The organism is Pseudoalteromonas sp. BZA4 (assembly GCF_040104395.1).
In the GTDB taxonomy this organism is placed as follows: domain Bacteria; phylum Pseudomonadota; class Gammaproteobacteria; order Enterobacterales; family Alteromonadaceae; genus Pseudoalteromonas.
Map to the genome: position 1 here is coordinate 58,475 of NZ_JBECOT010000007.1, position 15,976 is coordinate 74,450.

At 42.0% G+C, this 15,976-nt stretch carries 11 protein-coding genes; 4 read left to right on the top strand and 7 right to left on the bottom strand.

Features of this window, described 5'->3' with window-relative positions; all coding sequences use genetic code 11:
• Nucleotides 1-30: 30 nt before the first annotated feature.
• The 3 genes from ABMY41_RS04780 to ABMY41_RS04790 form a co-directional block, all read right to left on the bottom strand.
• The gene (locus ABMY41_RS04780; protein WP_349274255.1) at nt 31-954 is read right to left on the bottom strand and encodes a diguanylate cyclase; all 924 of its coding nucleotides are present in this window, start codon (nt 952-954) and stop codon (nt 31-33) included.
• Nucleotides 923-4,351: a response regulator gene (locus tag ABMY41_RS04785; RefSeq protein ID WP_349274256.1), complete on the bottom strand. Its 3,429-nt coding sequence runs from the start codon at nt 4,349-4,351 to the stop codon at nt 923-925. The genes ABMY41_RS04780 and ABMY41_RS04785 overlap by 32 nt, the downstream gene beginning before the upstream one ends.
• Nucleotides 4,352-4,413: 62 nt before the next feature.
• Nucleotides 4,414-5,811, bottom strand: a complete 1,398-nt coding sequence (locus tag ABMY41_RS04790) for a PhoH family protein (RefSeq protein ID WP_175078662.1) — start codon at nt 5,809-5,811, stop codon at nt 4,414-4,416.
• Nucleotides 5,812-6,110: 299 nt separating this feature from the next.
• On the opposite strand from ABMY41_RS04790, the gene rapA reads away from it, so the two are divergent.
• Nucleotides 6,111-9,005, top strand: a complete 2,895-nt coding sequence (rapA, locus tag ABMY41_RS04795) for an RNA polymerase-associated protein RapA (RefSeq protein ID WP_349274257.1) — start codon at nt 6,111-6,113, stop codon at nt 9,003-9,005.
• 55 nt (nt 9,006-9,060) lie between these two features.
• Here rapA and ABMY41_RS04800 read toward each other — a convergent pair whose 3' ends face one another.
• Nucleotides 9,061-9,291: a hypothetical protein gene (locus ABMY41_RS04800; protein WP_058586608.1), complete on the bottom strand. Its 231-nt coding sequence runs from the start codon at nt 9,289-9,291 to the stop codon at nt 9,061-9,063.
• Nucleotides 9,292-9,424: 133 nt separating this feature from the next.
• Here ABMY41_RS04800 and rluA point away from each other — a divergent pair, with 133 nt between their 5' ends.
• A complete protein-coding gene (gene rluA, locus ABMY41_RS04805) occupies nt 9,425-10,078 on the top strand; it encodes a bifunctional tRNA pseudouridine(32) synthase/23S rRNA pseudouridine(746) synthase RluA (protein ID WP_082401641.1) in 654 nt (217 codons plus the stop codon).
• An 80-nt stretch (nt 10,079-10,158) separates the two neighbouring features.
• Nucleotides 10,159-11,091: a DUF3530 family protein gene (locus ABMY41_RS04810; RefSeq protein ID WP_349274258.1), complete on the top strand. Its 933-nt coding sequence runs from the start codon at nt 10,159-10,161 to the stop codon at nt 11,089-11,091.
• Here ABMY41_RS04810 and djlA read toward each other — a convergent pair.
• The 3 genes from djlA to ABMY41_RS04825 are packed head-to-tail and all read right to left on the bottom strand — an operon-like array spanning nt 11,074 to nt 13,624.
• Nucleotides 11,074-11,946, bottom strand: coding sequence for a co-chaperone DjlA (gene djlA / locus ABMY41_RS04815; RefSeq protein WP_062566162.1), 873 nt, complete (start codon nt 11,944-11,946; stop codon nt 11,074-11,076). The genes ABMY41_RS04810 and djlA overlap by 18 nt on opposite strands.
• Nucleotides 11,947-11,969: 23 nt before the next feature.
• The gene (gene murU, locus ABMY41_RS04820) at nt 11,970-12,626 is read right to left on the bottom strand and encodes an N-acetylmuramate alpha-1-phosphate uridylyltransferase MurU (protein WP_289097415.1); all 657 of its coding nucleotides are present in this window, start codon (nt 12,624-12,626) and stop codon (nt 11,970-11,972) included.
• Nucleotides 12,623-13,624, bottom strand: coding sequence for a phosphotransferase (locus ABMY41_RS04825; protein WP_287244545.1), 1,002 nt, complete (start codon nt 13,622-13,624; stop codon nt 12,623-12,625). The genes murU and ABMY41_RS04825 overlap by 4 nt, the downstream gene beginning before the upstream one ends.
• A 103-nt stretch (nt 13,625-13,727) precedes the next feature.
• Between ABMY41_RS04825 and lptD the strand changes: the two genes are divergently transcribed.
• On the top strand, nt 13,728-15,974 hold the full coding sequence (gene lptD / locus ABMY41_RS04830) for an LPS assembly protein LptD (protein WP_349274260.1): 2,247 nt from the start codon (nt 13,728-13,730) through the stop codon (nt 15,972-15,974).
• Nucleotides 15,975-15,976 lie beyond the last annotated feature (2 nt).

The window sequence follows — 15,976 nt, forward strand, 5'->3', positions numbered from 1 at the left end:
ATTTAAATTCTGTAAGTAGGCAGCTATTGCCTACTTATGTTCACTCACCGCTATCATTCTCGATACTATCTGATCACGCCCAGCATCTTTTGCCTGATAAAGACCTAAATCAGCTTCTTCAAGTAATGTTTGCTCTGCATACACCTGGCCATTTTCCGTGGTCGCAATACCAATACTAATTGTGACATGGTCGGCATTTAGTGACGCTTTATGCGGAATATTTAACTCATTAACGGCATTACGTAATTTGTTTGCAAACGACATAGCTTCTTTTGCAGAGGTATTTGGAAGTACTGCTGCAAACTCTTCACCGCCATAACGAGCAACAAAGTCACTACCTCGCTCACATGCTCCAACTAAGGCATGAGCAATTTGTTTTAAACAATCATCGCCTGCTCGGTGACCATAACAATCGTTGTAACGTTTAAAGTGATCAACATCCATTAATAATACTGATAATGGTGTTTGATCACGACGACAACGACGCCACTCTCGCGCTAAGTTTTCATCTAAATAACGTCGGTTTGGGATCTCTGTTAGGCCATCAATTGAGGCGAGCATTTCAAGCAAGTCATTTTTTTGTTTGATCATTAATTGATTGCGCACACGTGCACGAACGATCGCTGCACTAAAAGGTTTGGTGATGTAATCCATCGCCCCTAATTCTAACCCTTTAGCTTCATCATCATGGCTAGTATTTGCCGAGATAAAGATTACCGGTAGCATGCTTGTCGTTGCGTTTTCTTTTAATTTGTTGAGTACTTCATAGCCGTCGATTCCTGGCATTACAATATCCAAGATCAACAGATCCACACTTTGTGTTTTTAGAAACGTCAGTGCTTTTTCGCCACTCTCAACACAAAAAACATCATAGTCTTGCTTTAATGTTTTTTCTAATACCAAGCGGTTTAACGGATCGTCATCAACAATCAGTACCTTGGCTCTTTTCAACATCAGTAGATCCTTGTTCGATGATAAAGGCAATAACCTGTTTTATTTGGCATTGCAACTCATCAATTAATTGTTCGGAAAGTTCGCCATCTGCTTTAAGCTTAGCTTCACATTGCTGAGCGCACGCTGACAATCGCTTAAAACCGAGATTTCCGGCTGACCCTTTTACATTATGAACCACACGGACCAACTCATCGGTAGTTTTTAATGTAGAGATTTGTAATAACTGCTCTGCTGCCATAGTCGCAAACTTCGACAACATAGTTAATACTAACATAGTATTGTTTGCAAACTGAGACAGTATAAAAGCTTGATCAAAAAAGACTTCTTTTGTGTTATCAAGTTCACTCATTGCTAAAAACAACTTACTAGCAACAATCGGTTTAGTTAAATGCTTATTCATACCCGCCGCGATTGAATGCTCAATATCTTCGCTTTCACTGTGTGCTGTGAGTGCGTAAATCGGCATTTGCTCTTTGGTGAATGACTGACGAATAATACGCGTTGCCTGACAACCATCCATTTCTGGCATCTGAATATCCATAAAAATGAGATCGGGCCTTAAGCTATTTGCCAGCTCAATGCCTTTTTCACCACTATGTGCACACACAACGGTGACATCAATTTGCTCTAAAATGCTTTTAATAATGCTTAAATTAAGCGGGTTATCATCCACAGCCAGCACTAACATGCCAGATAAATCAGTACTAGAAGGCAATGAAACCAGCTCTTTTTTCACAGGCTCCGCGGCTTTATCTAGCTGTAAGCAAAAGCAAAACTCACTGCCTTTACCTTTTTCGCTTTCCAGCTTAATTTCGCCTCCCATTAGCGCAACTTCGTACTTAACAATCGCTAAGCCTAAACCAACCCCCTGATGAGAGCGCGTTAATGATTCATCACCTTGAGTAAATGCATCAAATAAGCGGCTTTGATCTGCCTTGCCAATACCAATACCGGTGTCTTTAACAGTAAAGCAAATGAGTTGCTGCTCAGCTGACTCTTCCACCAGCATTAAGTTTAATGTCACTGTGCCTTGTTCGGTGAATTTGGCAGCGTTGGTCAGTAAATTAGCCAGTACTTGCTGCAAGCAAATTTGATCACCCACTAAGTTATCGCTAATGCTTTTATCGCATTCGACTTTAAACTCGATATCTTTATTTGCGCATAAAGGGGCTGTTATTCCCTGACAGTAGTCGATTAAGTCAGGTACGCTAAAAGGGGCTTTATTAAGTTGTACTTGCGAGCTTTCAGCGCGGGCAAAGTCGAGCATACGATTCAATAAAGTAAGCAAGCTATTGGCTGCTGATTTTGCTTGTTCGGCATGATTACGCTGCGGCTGTGTTAAACCTTGCAATGCAATCACGTCAATTAAGCCTAGTACAGCATTGAGTGGTGTGCGTATTTCATGACTAAGGTTTGCAATGAAGCGGCTCTTAGCTAATGTAGCCCGCTCTGCGTCATCTTTTGCTTTTACTAAATCCGTCACATCCTGTACATGAACAACATAGTAATCAGGGGTTTGCTCAGCATTCCAAACTAATGACACACTAATTTGTAGCCAGCGCTGTAGTTCTTGCTGCTCAAGACTAAAGTGATAAACTTTTTTCTTCTCATGCAACAGCTCTGTCAGGGTATTTTTTAACGTCTGATAAGACGCCTCAGCAAATAAGTCTATTAATTTGAGCTCATTGGCGTTTTCAATTGCAAAGATTTTACGTGCCGCTTTATTTGCTTGCAGCACCTGATCGTCAAGCGATACCAACAGCACCCCATTTGCAGCATACTCCATGGCGCTACGTAATTTTGCTTCGGAGCTTTGTAATGCATTGAGCGCATTATGCTGCTCGGTAATATCACGACCAATCGCCATGGTGCCGAGAAATTGCTGATGCTCGTTATAAAATGGCACGATGCTAAACAGATAACTGTTATCTTCTGTGGTCAATCTTTTTTGATAAGCTTGGCGATCTTTGAGTACTTGCTTTTCAAGCTCGTTTAACTCGCCATTATCATCGCTAATATCACATAATTGCTGCCCAACTAACTTCTCTTGTGGCAAGCCGATATAGCGCTCATACGCCTTATTACAGCCTAAAAATGAACCATCAATATCCTTAAAATAAATTAGATCCGGTACGTTATTGAGCATGGTATTTAATAGCGCTAAGTGACGCTCTTTCGCATCAATACTACGGCGTAATTGTTTTGATTTTACCTGTACTTGCGAATCAAGCGCTTTATTTGCCTCTTGTAACGACTGAACGAGCTCTTCATTACGGCTAAACACCTTTTTCACACGGCTGAACCAAGGCTGCCAATCAACAGGAATACGATAATGAACTAACGCTTGTTTGCCTTCATCATGCTGCTCAAGATAATTCATTAAGTGTGTCATTGGTTTTACAAAAATACGCTGACTTAACCAAAAAACAGCGCTGAACATCATCACTAAAAACACACTCAAAAATGCGAATTCTAAAAAAATGTCGTAGCCTACCGGTTCACTCAGGGCTTGCTTTGATTCATAGAAACGAGTGTAAATAGGTAAGTTGGTTGCTTCTTGCACTAAATGACTGTGGTTATTCTTGCTCATATCTACAGCGACATTCGGCCAATGCTCGCTAGCACTAATGGCAGTATTAAGTGCTGTTTTTGAGCTGGCAATAACTTGGTTATCTTGGTTGATAAAAATATACTCACCATAGTTAGGCGCTATTTTTTTTAACCAGTTAGAAATTGCTTTAAGGTCATAAATCAACACGATGTAATCACGACTATTGGCAGCTCGTTGCTTGCCAATAGCAAAGTAGGCATGACCATTAATCGTCAATACAGAGCTCGAAGCAAGTTTGTTGCTATTTATTGATAAAGGTCGAAATTTGTTATCTAACACGCTGGTCAGAAATTCACTTTTTGCTGTGCTACGGCGCTTAATATAAACAAAGCCTTGCTCATTAACATAAGCAACCGCCTCTAAAGATTGAATAAGCGACAGCGTGGTATTAAAAGACGGGCCGAGGGCAATAACTCGTCGCCATTGATTAATTGCATAAGCGGTTGAGGCAAACTTTCCTTGCCCGACAACCTCCCCCACTCCATCACCAACACTTTGGTAATAATAGTGATCAAACTGGTTCACATTGCGTGCCCAACTAGGATCAAAATCATAAGAAAGTGGCTGCTCGTAAAGCTTGAACATGGTGTCTATAAGGCCATCTGCGGCACTCATAGCATGGCTAAGCTGAGCTGATATATTATCAAAACCGTTTTGCCTGCTTTCTATCGCCCGCTCAAGTTTTAAATTATATAGGTGTAAACACAAAAAAAACGCCACCAGCAGTGGCACAATAAGTGCCACTGCTAAAGAGCGATAGTAATGCTTTAACGGTAAAAAATTCACTGGCTTATAAGTACCTTACCTCGATAACAGCTAGGTTAACGAGGCATAGGAATACTGGCAAGTTATAAATTTTCTTCAGCAAAGCTGGCTAAGCGGCTACGTACCACACCGTTTAAGTTAACGGTGGCACTGCCCTGAAAATCTTTAAAACGTTCAACAATATAAGTTAAGCCTGAGGTAACTGGCGTGAGGTAATTACTATCAATTTGCGCTAGGTTACCTGAGCAAATGAGTTTAGTGCCTTCGCCGCAGCGAGTAATAATGGTCTTCAGTTGTGAAGCAGTTAAGTTTTGACTTTCATCCAAAATAACAACCGCGTTTTGAATACTACGACCACGCATAAAGTTTACCGATTTAAACTGTACGTTGGCTTTTTCCATAATGTAATTACGGCTTGAAATTGGATTCTCATCTCCTTTATGCAGCACTTCTAACGTATCGGTAATAGCAGCTAACCAAGGCGCCATTTTCTCTTCTTCAGTACCCGGTAAAAAGCCTATCGATTCAGCAATTTCTGGGGTATTACGAGTGACAATCACTTTATCGTAAATGCCTTTTTCAATAATCATTTCGAGGGCACTGGCAAGAGCGAGTAAGGTTTTACCACAGCCTGCCGGGCCAGTTAAAATCACCAATTCAATACTTGGGTCAAGTAGCGCATCAAGTGCCATCCCTTGATAAACATTTTTTGGCTTAACGCCCCAAGCGGTATGGCTCATCAAGCGCTCAACACTGATATCCTTTAAAGTAATTTGTTTATCATCGTAGCTTGTTACTCGAGCCGCAAAGTGGTCGCTTTCATCTAAAATATATTCATTACAGAACACATCGCTAATCGTGCTCTTTGCCACATGATGATAGGTATCTCGGCCTTGCTGCTCTGTTTCGCATTCTCCAACCTGTTGCCAAAAATCACCTTCAATTTTTTTATAGCCGCTAGTAAGCAAAGCAATGTCGTCAATTAATTGGTCTGTTCTGTAGTCTTCAACAAATTTAAGGCCTGCCCCTTTCGCTTTGAGGCGCATATTTATGTCTTTAGTGACAAGCACCACCTTGCTATCGCTGTGTTGCTTCTGTAAATGAACAGCACAATTGATGATGCGGTGGTCGTTTTCGTTGCCAGGTAAACCCGAAATACTGTCTGCAAATAAATGGTCATTAACGATAATTAAGCGGCCACGAGATTCTGTTTTAGCCTTTTTGTTACTAGGGAGCGCGACACCCTGCAACATTTGCTCTGGCGAAGCGTCCTTTAGCACTTCATCTAAACCACGAATAGCAACACGGGCGTCACGGCTAACGTCATGTTTCCTGTCTTTAATGTGGTCGAGCTCTTCTAATACTGTCATGGGGATAACAACATCATGTTCTTGGAAAGATAAATAAGCGAGGGGTTCGTGGAGTAATACATTGGTATCGAGCACATACATTTTACTATCAAGGTTCGAAGCTTTTTCCATAGCACTTTCCTTACGTTTTATGATTTTTATGCTATACCCAATAAACTAAACAAGCGGCGGATGAAGCTATGGTTTATTCGTCAGGTATATACTCAGTTTAGTCTATTTACGACAAAAGTCCTTTTTATGACAAACAAATATACAATTATTTAACTGGTTAAAATACATACAATTTTTACCATTAATAATGGCTTAAAAAGGTTGACTAAATTTAATTGTGCGCGGCGAGTTTACTGCCTTGAAGTAGCATGGCGTTACAGGTAACATAGCCGCCTTTTTTCTTCATAGACGAGACATACATGAATTTTTCCTTAGGTCAGCGTTGGATCAGTGATACTGAGTCAGATTTAGGATTAGGCACCGTTGTTGCCCTTGAAGGCCGTCAGGTCAGCATTTTATTTCCAGCCAGTGGAGAAAACAGAGTTTATTCTTTAACAGAAGCGCCTGTTACTCGTGTCGCATTTAATCCAGGTGATATTATTCGCAGCGTTGAAGAGTGGGAATTAGAAGTTGAGTCTGTTGAAGAGCAAGGCGAGTTACTATGCTATCACGGCATTCGCGTTGATAATGGTGAAAAAGCGCAGTTAAAAGAAACCTTTTTAGATCACTTTATCAAATTCAATAAACCACAAGACCGCTTATTTGCAGGCCAAGTGGACCGTTTTGACCGCTATACGCTGCGCTACCAAACTTGGCAGCACCAGTTTGAGCGCCAACAATCTCCCTTAAAAGGTTTAATTGGTCAGCGTGCAAACCTTATTCCGCATCAGCTTTATATTGCACAAGAAGTAGGTAAACGTTTTGCACCACGCGTATTACTTTCTGATGAAGTAGGTTTAGGTAAAACCATTGAAGCAGGTATGATTTTACATCAACAGATCATCAGTGGCCGAGCTAGCCGTGTATTGATTGTTGTGCCTGAAAACTTACAGCATCAGTGGTTAGTCGAAATGCTACGCCGCTTTAACTTACGTTTTTCAATCTTTGATGAAGAGCGTTGTGATGAAGCATTTGCAGACTCACCAAACGTATTCGAAACAGAACAGTTAGTACTTACTAGCCTTGAGTTCTTAAGCAAGAAAAAACGCTGGTTTGAGCAAGCAACCCTAGCTGATTGGGATTTATTGGTTGTTGATGAAGCGCACCATTTAAGTATCAATAATGGTAAGCCAAGCACTGAATACCAACGCATGGCAGAGTTAAGCCAAGACATTCCGGGCCTTATCTTATTAACTGCAACGCCAGATCAACTTGGTCACCGCAGTCACTTTGCCCGCTTACAATTACTCGACCCAGATCGTTTCTACGACTACGATGCGTTTGTTGAAGAAGAAAGTAATTACAAAGAGGTTGCTGAAGCTGCTAATCAATTACTGGGGGAACAAGGCCTTGATGATGCATCTCGTGCTACATTAAAAGAGCTATTAAAAGAAACCGACATTACTGACCTTTTAGCGAAAGCGGAGCAAGGTGATGAAACGGCGCGCAACGAAATTTTATCAATGCTGCTGGACCGCCATGGTACGGGTCGTATTTTATTTAGAAATAGCCGCAGCGGTATTGATGGTTACCCAAGCCGTAAGCTTCATGCATACCCTATGGCAATGCCAAAACAATATAAAACGGCGATGTCGGTACTGGGTAACATGGGCGGCATTCAAAATGCTGAACTAACGGCACTTCGCGCTCTATTCCCTGAAAAGATCTTCCAAGAGTTTGAAGGTGAAAATGCTAGCTGGGGGGCATTTGACCCACGTGTTGATTGGTTAATCGAAACCTTAAAAACCCTTAAACACGAAAAAGTACTACTTATCTGTGCTAAAGCCGAAACCGCACTTAGCCTAGAACAGATTTTACGTGAGCGTGAAGCAATTAAAGCCTCTGTTTTCCACGAAGGCATGTCGATTGTTGAACGTGACCGTGCAGCGGCTTACTTTGCCGATGAATACGACAGCGCGCAAATTCTACTTTGTTCTGAAATTGGTTCTGAAGGTCGTAACTTCCAATTCTCGCATCACTTAGTATTGTTTGATTTACCACTAAACCCAGACTTACTTGAGCAACGTATTGGTCGTCTTGACCGTATTGGTCAAACTCAAGACGTAAACATTCATGTGCCGTATTTTGAAAACACCGCACAAGAAGTGTTACTTCGTTGGTACAACGAAGGCTTAGATGCGTTTGAAACAACCTCGACAACAGGGCAAATGCTTTATAAAGAGTATGGCGAAGAACTACTTGAGTTTATTGGTGCACACAATTGCGACGAAGAAGAGCTAGACCCACTACTAGAACAAGTTGCAGGTCAAAATGCCAAGCTTCGTAAGCAAATGGAAAGTGGTCGTGACCGCTTACTAGAGCTGCATTCAAGTGGCCAAGGCCGAGCAGAAAGCCTTGTAGCTGATATCGAAGAATTAGACGATCAATTCACGCTACCAAGTTATATGATCAATGTGTTCGACACCTTTGGGGTAAGCCAAGAAGATAAAGGTGAAAATACCATTATCTTAAAACCAACTGAGCACATGCTAAATCCATCTTTCCCATGCTTAAAAGATGATGGCATCACAGTAACGTTTGATCGCAGCACCTCGCTTTCGCAAGAAGACGCCCATTTCATCAGTTGGGACCACCCAATGGTGCAAGGCAGCCTAGACATGATTTGTGATGATGACTTTGGTACTGCCTCTGTGGCGTTACTGAAAAACAAAAAGCTACCTGCTGGCACCTTCTTTGTTGAGCTTATTTTCATTGCGGAGGCGATGGCGCCTAAAGCACTTCAAGTTGGCCGCTTCTTGCCACCAACGCCTATTCGTATCTTATTAGATAAGGGCAGTAACAATCTGGCTGATAATGTTGCTTTTGATGCTTTCAATAAACAGTTATCAGCGGTTGGTCGCCAAACGGCAAGTAAATTAGCCAGCGCGCTACAAAGTGCCATTCACCCAATGATCACTAGTGCGCAAGGCATGGCACAAACCAAGCTTGAAACACTACGCGCTGAATCACTAGAGAAAATGCAAACTGCACTCGGTGAAGAGCAAGCTCGTTTAACAGCTCTTAAGCAGATCAACCCGAATATTCGTGATGAAGAACTGAGCTTCTTTGATAAGCAACGTAGTGAACTCACTACTTACATCGAAAAAGCCCAAGTTAAACTGGATGCAATTCGTTTAATTGTCGTTTCGCACTAACGTTGAAGCGCTAAACTCAAAACCACAAACGCGATGTGCTTTCACATCGCGTTTTTTATGCAAAAAACACCACTAGGGTAATAATTACGGCCACTGCCGCTAGCTTGCAAAATAACTTAGCTAAGCTTTTGTTTCTTTGTATTAAATCGTCTTTGTAAGCTTGCTTCAAATATACTGCTTGTAGGTCTGAAAAACCTTTACAGTGCGGGCATTCAGGCTCAAGGTCATTAACTTCTAAGCCACAACGTGTACAAGGTTTACTGCGAATTAAACCAAGGCGAAACATTCACTTGTCCTTTTATTTAATCTCCATAGCTGAATTTACTGTATCTCAGCTGCTACTCGAAAACCAGCACTGGCATTGTGTATGCGCTCATACTCCTTTAAAATAGCGCCCTTGCATATCATCGAGGCTGGCTGTGTTACTCAATTATAATCCCCCTATGACACCTTATTTAAGTATTGTTTATCAAGACGATGACTTGCTTATTGTGAATAAACCAAGTGGTTTACTTACTGTGCCGGGAAAAGACCCAAAACACGCTGACTGCCTTATTGCTCGTATTAACCGCGTTTTTCCAACGGCAAAAATTGTTCATCGCCTTGATATGGCTACCTCTGGCATTATTTGTTTAGCTATGCACAAAGAAGCGCATCGTAATTTAAGCATTCAGTTTCAAGATAGAAAAACCGCGAAACGCTACATTGCTCGTGTATTTGGTAAGCTTGAGCAAGAAACTGGATCGGTAGATTTGCCACTTATTTGTGATTGGCCGAACCGACCAAAGCAAATGGTTGATCACGATAATGGCAAACCGTCATTAACCCACTTTAAAGTGCTTGAGTATGAACAGAATGCGACTCGTGTTGAGCTGACCCCAATTACTGGGCGTTCTCACCAACTACGTGTGCATATGCTGTCATTGGGTCACCCTATTTTAGGCGATAAGCTGTATGCTCACCCCGAGGCATTCGCCATGGCTCCTCGCTTACAACTGCATGCCGAAATGCTAACCTTAGCTCACCCAGCCAGCGGTGAAACATTGATTTTTGAAGCAGCACCTGAGTTTTAAGACAATTCGCTAAATATTTAATAAATACTGCCGATAGCTAATCAATAACTGATTTAATTAAAGACTCAGGTAATATCGGCATGAATTTAAAACCCGCACATCGCTTACTTTACGCAGCCTGTTTTGCGTTCATGGGCAATGTGAATGCTGCCGATTTTATTAAACCCACCCCTTGGTCAAGTTTGGTCACTAACGATATGCAACGCTTTTTACCAAGCGATGAAGTACGCACTCTGCTTGCCGGTGAAGATGAGTTCATTAGCTTATATCGTCAATCGATGGCAGCGAGTCAACGCGGAATTGTGCTAATCATTCCTGATTGGCAGCACTTACCCACTAATAATGCTGGTATTAACTTTTTGCGCAAGCAGTTAAACGAAATTGGCTATGCAACCCTTGCCATGACCATGCCTGACATTGATTGGCACCCTGTTGATATGACAACGCCCGAGCCACCTGAAAGCTCTGAACCTGAGTCAACACAAACTGTTGAACAAAGCGATGAGCAAGCAGCTTCTGCTCCACCAGCCCAAACGCAACAAGCGCCGCATTTTGTTACGGGTGAGCCCAATATCAGTGAAGCCGTGCTTGATGATTACAAATTAAAGCTAATTGCCAGATTCAATGCCTTGTATAACAGTGCAATGGATGAAGGCGGCAATATTATTGTGGTGGCACAAGGTGCCAGTGCGGGGCTATTGATTGAGCATTATGCTAGCTTTCCAAATAACGAACTAAACGCTTTTATTAGCCTAGGTAGTTATTTACCTAACAGTGTTCGTAACCAGCATCTCAATGCGACGCTTTCAACTATCAGCCCACCGTTACTGGATATTTTTTACAGCGAGGGTAACCCTGACACCCTGCAAAGTGTTAGAGACAGAAAACGCTGGGTAAGAAAACACGCTAAATATGACTACCGACAAAGAGAGTTATTTGGTGTGCCTTCAGAGCCTGAGCAGCACCAGCGGCTGCTTAAAGAGGTAGACGGCTTTTTACGCCGCCTTTTTTAAATACTCATAAGCCGCTTGAATATCTTGGCTTTTCTTTACCGCAACTTCCATCATATGTTTTGGTAAACCTTGCGATACCAGCTTATCGGGGTGATGCTGAGCCATGAGCTTTCGATAGGCTACTTTAATATCTCTCGCAGAAGCATCACTGTTTAAGCCTAAAAGAGCCAACGCTTGGGCGCGATTCATACCATTATTCGGTGGCACACTGTGCCCTCTTTGTTCACTATGACTGCTGCGATTTTGCTGGCTTTGTTGACGCTGCTGTTCATAAAAACGCTGTTGTTGCTGACGAAATGCAAATTCGGCTTGGTAGCGTTTTAATAAAAATGCGAACTGAGTACGTGAAATACCTAACTGCTTGCTCACCTCTTGCAATAGCTGCTTTTCTTGCTCTGCAAGGTGGCCATCAGAAAAGGCCATTTGGATTTGTATTTCGAGAAACAGTTGCAATAAATCATGGCGTCGAGCAAAGCGCTCTTTAAAGTCATGAACGGTTTCTTTTAATGAAAAGTCGCTTTCTTTACCACTACGAAAGGCATCTTGTGCTTCTCTGCGCTCATCACCCGATAAGCCCATTTCGTCCATAAACAGACTTGCAGCACGAATATGCGTTTCACTAACGCGACCATTCGATTTGGCGATATGCCCCATCACCGCAAAACAGCTAGAAAAGAAAAGTGCTTGGCGCTCGTTAATATCATCGCCTTTAAACAAACCAGAAAAACCACCTGCTTTATCAAAGTCTTGTTTTAAGCTGCGATCGAACATATGGCCTAGGTATAGGCCCAGTAAGGCTCCTATAAATTTGCCAAACATAAAGCCAAAACAAAAACCGAGTACTTTTCCCCACATAATTTGGCAAACCTCTGTTGTTATTACAAAGCGAAACGCTGATTGATTTCGTCGAGTCTGGCAGGTGTGCCAATGTCATCCCATTGCCCCAAATAAAGCTCAGTCGAAACGTGATGTTCACTGAGCTTTTCTCGCAAAATGGGCCCAAGTGGACGAATACCTGCGCTGAGACCTTTAAAGAAATCAGCATGATAGCGACTTATACCGGAAAAAGTATACTTTTGACTATCTGGGCTTAGGTGACTCAGTGCAAAATCACCATCAGGGTTATGCGCGGGATTTTCAACAAGGACAATATGCGCCTCCCCTGCTTGCAGATGAAGCTGCATCAACGAAGTCACATCATAATCAGTAAACACATCACCATTGATGACAATAAATTGCTCACCCAATAACGGCAATGCTTGAATGATGCCCCCGGCGGTTTCAAGCCCCCCAGCCTGCTCTTGGCTGTAAGTGATCGATACACCAAACTGCGATCCATCAGCAAAATACTCTGTTATTTTGTCACCTTGCCAGGCAAGGTTAATGACAATATCGGTAATGCCTGCTTGGCGTAAGTTATTAATATGATGCTCTAATAATGGCTTGCCGTTAATCTTTAGCATCGGCTTTGGCATCGTTTCTGTTAGCGGCATCATGCGTTTACCACGCCCCGCCGCTAGGATCATTGCTTTCATTTGGACTCTTTCGTTAAACGCTGCTTAGTCTGTGGAATAATAGTCTGCTCTATCCACTGGCCAAGGGCTGTTAACTCTGGGTATTCTTTACTGACATTACTAATGTATGTAAGGGTTGGCAGCACATTATTCAAATAACCTGACTTTCCGTCACGTAATTTTAAGCGGCAAAATATACCTGCTGCTTTTAAATGACGCTGCACACCGGTTAAGTCAAACCAACGCTTAAACATTGAAAATGAAGTGTCTTGCAATAGCTGTTGATCGCTGAATTCGTCATAAGCGTAATGTAAAAGGTAATCTAGCTCTTGCTCTGGTAACTTGAAATAGCAATCCCTTAATAACGACACAAGGTCATAACATACAGGCCCTTGCACCGCATCTTGATAATCGATGATTGCCCATTGCTGCCCCGTGCGCATAATATTACGGCTATGGAAGTCTCGGTGCACCGTAACAATTGGTTGTTCAAGGGCATTGTTAACTAATAACTCACAAGCCTGTTGCCACATTTGCTGCTCATCAGCTGAAAGTTGCTCACCAATAAAGTTATCGACTAACCAATCTCTAAAAATGCTCAGTTCAAACTGTAAAAACTCGCCATCAAATACTTTCATGTATTGGGCTGGCGGGATTTGCGCCCATTGTGCACTTAACTTTATTAGATGTTTGTAGTGTAAAGTGCGGTCTTCGTCGCCCAGTAAATCAGCTAAATGAGTATTGCCTAAATCACTCAGCAAGAAGAAGCCTTGTTTTTCATCAGCCTGAAGAATTTTTGGTAATTTAAAGCCATGCTGAGAAAATACTTTGTTGAGTTCTATATAAGGCGTGTTATCTAATTTATCTGGATCTGAGTCCATGACAATATAGCTCTGATCACTTGTATTTACGCGGAAATAACGGCGAAAACTCGCATCCCCTGTGATGGCGGCTAATTGATATTCATCCTCTTTAAAGTGAGGATTTAAAAACTGCTGTAAACTTTTATAACGATTCATTTAGTAAGATATCTATTTTTCACTAAGTCAATTACTGTATTTGCCATTGTTTTCCTTTATTATGTCTAGCTTATATCCAACCAAAGAGCATTAAGGTCATTAAATGAGCAAAACCTGGGGCATAATGATGCTAAGCGTACTTAGCGCACCATCGTTCGCCGAAACTGAACTGACACACAATTTTTGTGGCACTTCAATGCAAACCAGAGCTTGGCAACCGCTCCCTGGCCTTGAACTTAATATGATCGATATCAAATCCGATGATATTGAACTATTGGGTACCCAAAGCGCAGAATTTACCGGTAATGTAGATATTAACACCCTAACGATGAATTTGTCCGCACAAAGTGCACTGATTGACAAACAACGTGGGTTACTTAATGCAACCGGCCCTATCGTTTATCGCGATAAAGTAAGCCAAATTAATAGTTCTGGGCTCAATGCGGATTTAAATAATTCTGAATTAAGCTTGCTTGGTGCTGATTATAAGCTCACCGACCAACTTGGTCATGGTGGCGCAGAAAAACTAACAGTCAACGAGTCTGGCCTAAACCTGATGAACGCAAGCTTTACTACCTGTCCGGGCGAAACACCGGTGTGGGCGATTGAAGCTGACGAAATTGACTTATCAAGTGAAGACGGCTGGGGCGAAACTCACAATACCGTATTACGGGTATTTGATACGCCAGTTCTTTATGTTCCTTATTTTACGTTTCCGCTAGATGACCGCCGTAAATCAGGTTTATTAACACCTAACTTCTCAAGTTCAGGCCGCTACGGTATTGAAACTATCACTCCGTACTACTGGAATATTGCTCCAAATTACGACGCCACCATTACGCCTCGCTACATGTCTAAGCGCGGCTTGCAAATGATTGGTGAGTTTCGTTATTTAACTGAGCAAAACAACGGTCTCATTGCCGTTGAGTACCTAGATAAAGATGATGAAGAGCCAAATGTTGACTCGCGCTATCTATTCCATTGGCAACAACAAAGTTACTTTGGTGAAAACTGGCGCGGTAATATCGATATTACCAACGTTAGTGATGATAACTACTTAACCGATTTAAATTCTGGCTACGCGACTCGCACAGACACTCAGTTATACCGTACGGGCTCACTCACCCACTTAGGTGACACTTGGCGCACCAATATTAAGCTACAGAGTTTTGAAGTACTTGGTGATCACCGCGAGTCATATGCGGCGCTGCCGCAAATTAGCTTTTCGCAAACTGATGCGTATGATTTTTATGGCGTTGATTTAACCCTTGATGGTGAGCTTAGTTATTTCACTAATGATAACGCAGTTATTGATGAAGCAAGCCGTGTTCACATAGAACCAAAAGCAAGCTTTGATTATCAAGAATACGCATGGTCATTTTTATCTGAGTTCAGCGTATTGCATACTGAATATAACCAGCATGGTGATTTAGCAGGGACCGACTACGACGAAAAAGTCACCCGCACCCTGCCAAAAGTGCGTTTATACAGCCAATTGAATTTTGAACGTGATACTGCGTTTTTCTTCAAAGATGGTATTCAAACTCTTGAGCCACAAATTCAGTACTTGTATACGCCAAATAAAGACCAATCAAATATTGGCCTTTACGATACGGCAAAATTACAAGATGACTTTTTTGGTTTATTTAGAGACCGTCGTTTCTCAAGTATCGACCGTATTGCCACTGCGAACCAATTTACGTTAGGTGCGACTACTCGCTTATTTAGCAATGAAAACGAAGAAGTATTTAATTTCAGCGCAGGCCAAATCTTCTATTTAAGTGATGATGCAAAGCCTACATCACAAGGTATTAATGTTGATACTAACTACAATGCCTTGTTCGCAGCGCAAACCATGTTACATTGGCACCGTCGCTGGTATCTATCAGGTGGTATTCAATACGACACTGATGGTAAAGAAATTATTCAATCAAATATCACCTTAGATTATAAAGGTGACGATAAACAGCTCGTGCAATTGAACCATCGCTATGCAAATGATGTCTCAGGCAATACAATCGAGCAAGTTGGTCTATTTACCAGCATTCCGCTATCGCAAGATTGGCAGTTTGTTGGCAGCTATCACCGCGATTTAGAAAGTGGTCGTAGCATTGAGCTTTTCAGCGGTCTTCAGTATGAATCGTGCTGTTGGGCGTTTCAAATCACAGGCCGTCGTCAAATCGAAACAGATTTGAACCAGGCGATTGGTCAAGAGCAAGCAACCTTTGATACCAGTATTGGCTTCAATATCGTATTAAAAGGGCTTGGAAGTAAAAGCCGTTATGATGCACAAAAATTATTACAACAAGGTATTTTTGGCTATCGTAGACCGTATTTTCTTAATAACTAGTA

Excerpts from the sequence above, each read along its gene's own strand:
- ABMY41_RS04780 (WP_349274255.1), bottom strand. The coding sequence starts at position 954 with ATGTTGAAAAGAGCCAAGGTACTGATTGTTGATGACGATCCGTTAAAC.
- ABMY41_RS04790 (WP_175078662.1), bottom strand. The coding sequence starts at position 5,811 with ATGGAAAAAGCTTCGAACCTTGATAGTAAAATGTATGTGCTCGATACC.
- rapA (WP_349274257.1), top strand. The coding sequence starts at position 6,111 with ATGAATTTTTCCTTAGGTCAGCGTTGGATCAGTGATACTGAGTCAGAT.
- ABMY41_RS04800 (WP_058586608.1), bottom strand. The coding sequence starts at position 9,291 with ATGTTTCGCCTTGGTTTAATTCGCAGTAAACCTTGTACACGTTGTGGC.
- ABMY41_RS04810 (WP_349274258.1), top strand. The coding sequence starts at position 10,159 with ATGAATTTAAAACCCGCACATCGCTTACTTTACGCAGCCTGTTTTGCG.
- djlA (WP_062566162.1), bottom strand. The coding sequence starts at position 11,946 with ATGTGGGGAAAAGTACTCGGTTTTTGTTTTGGCTTTATGTTTGGCAAA.
- murU (WP_289097415.1), bottom strand. The coding sequence starts at position 12,626 with ATGAAAGCAATGATCCTAGCGGCGGGGCGTGGTAAACGCATGATGCCG.
- ABMY41_RS04825 (WP_287244545.1), bottom strand. The coding sequence starts at position 13,624 with ATGAATCGTTATAAAAGTTTACAGCAGTTTTTAAATCCTCACTTTAAA.
- lptD (WP_349274260.1), top strand. The coding sequence starts at position 13,728 with ATGAGCAAAACCTGGGGCATAATGATGCTAAGCGTACTTAGCGCACCA.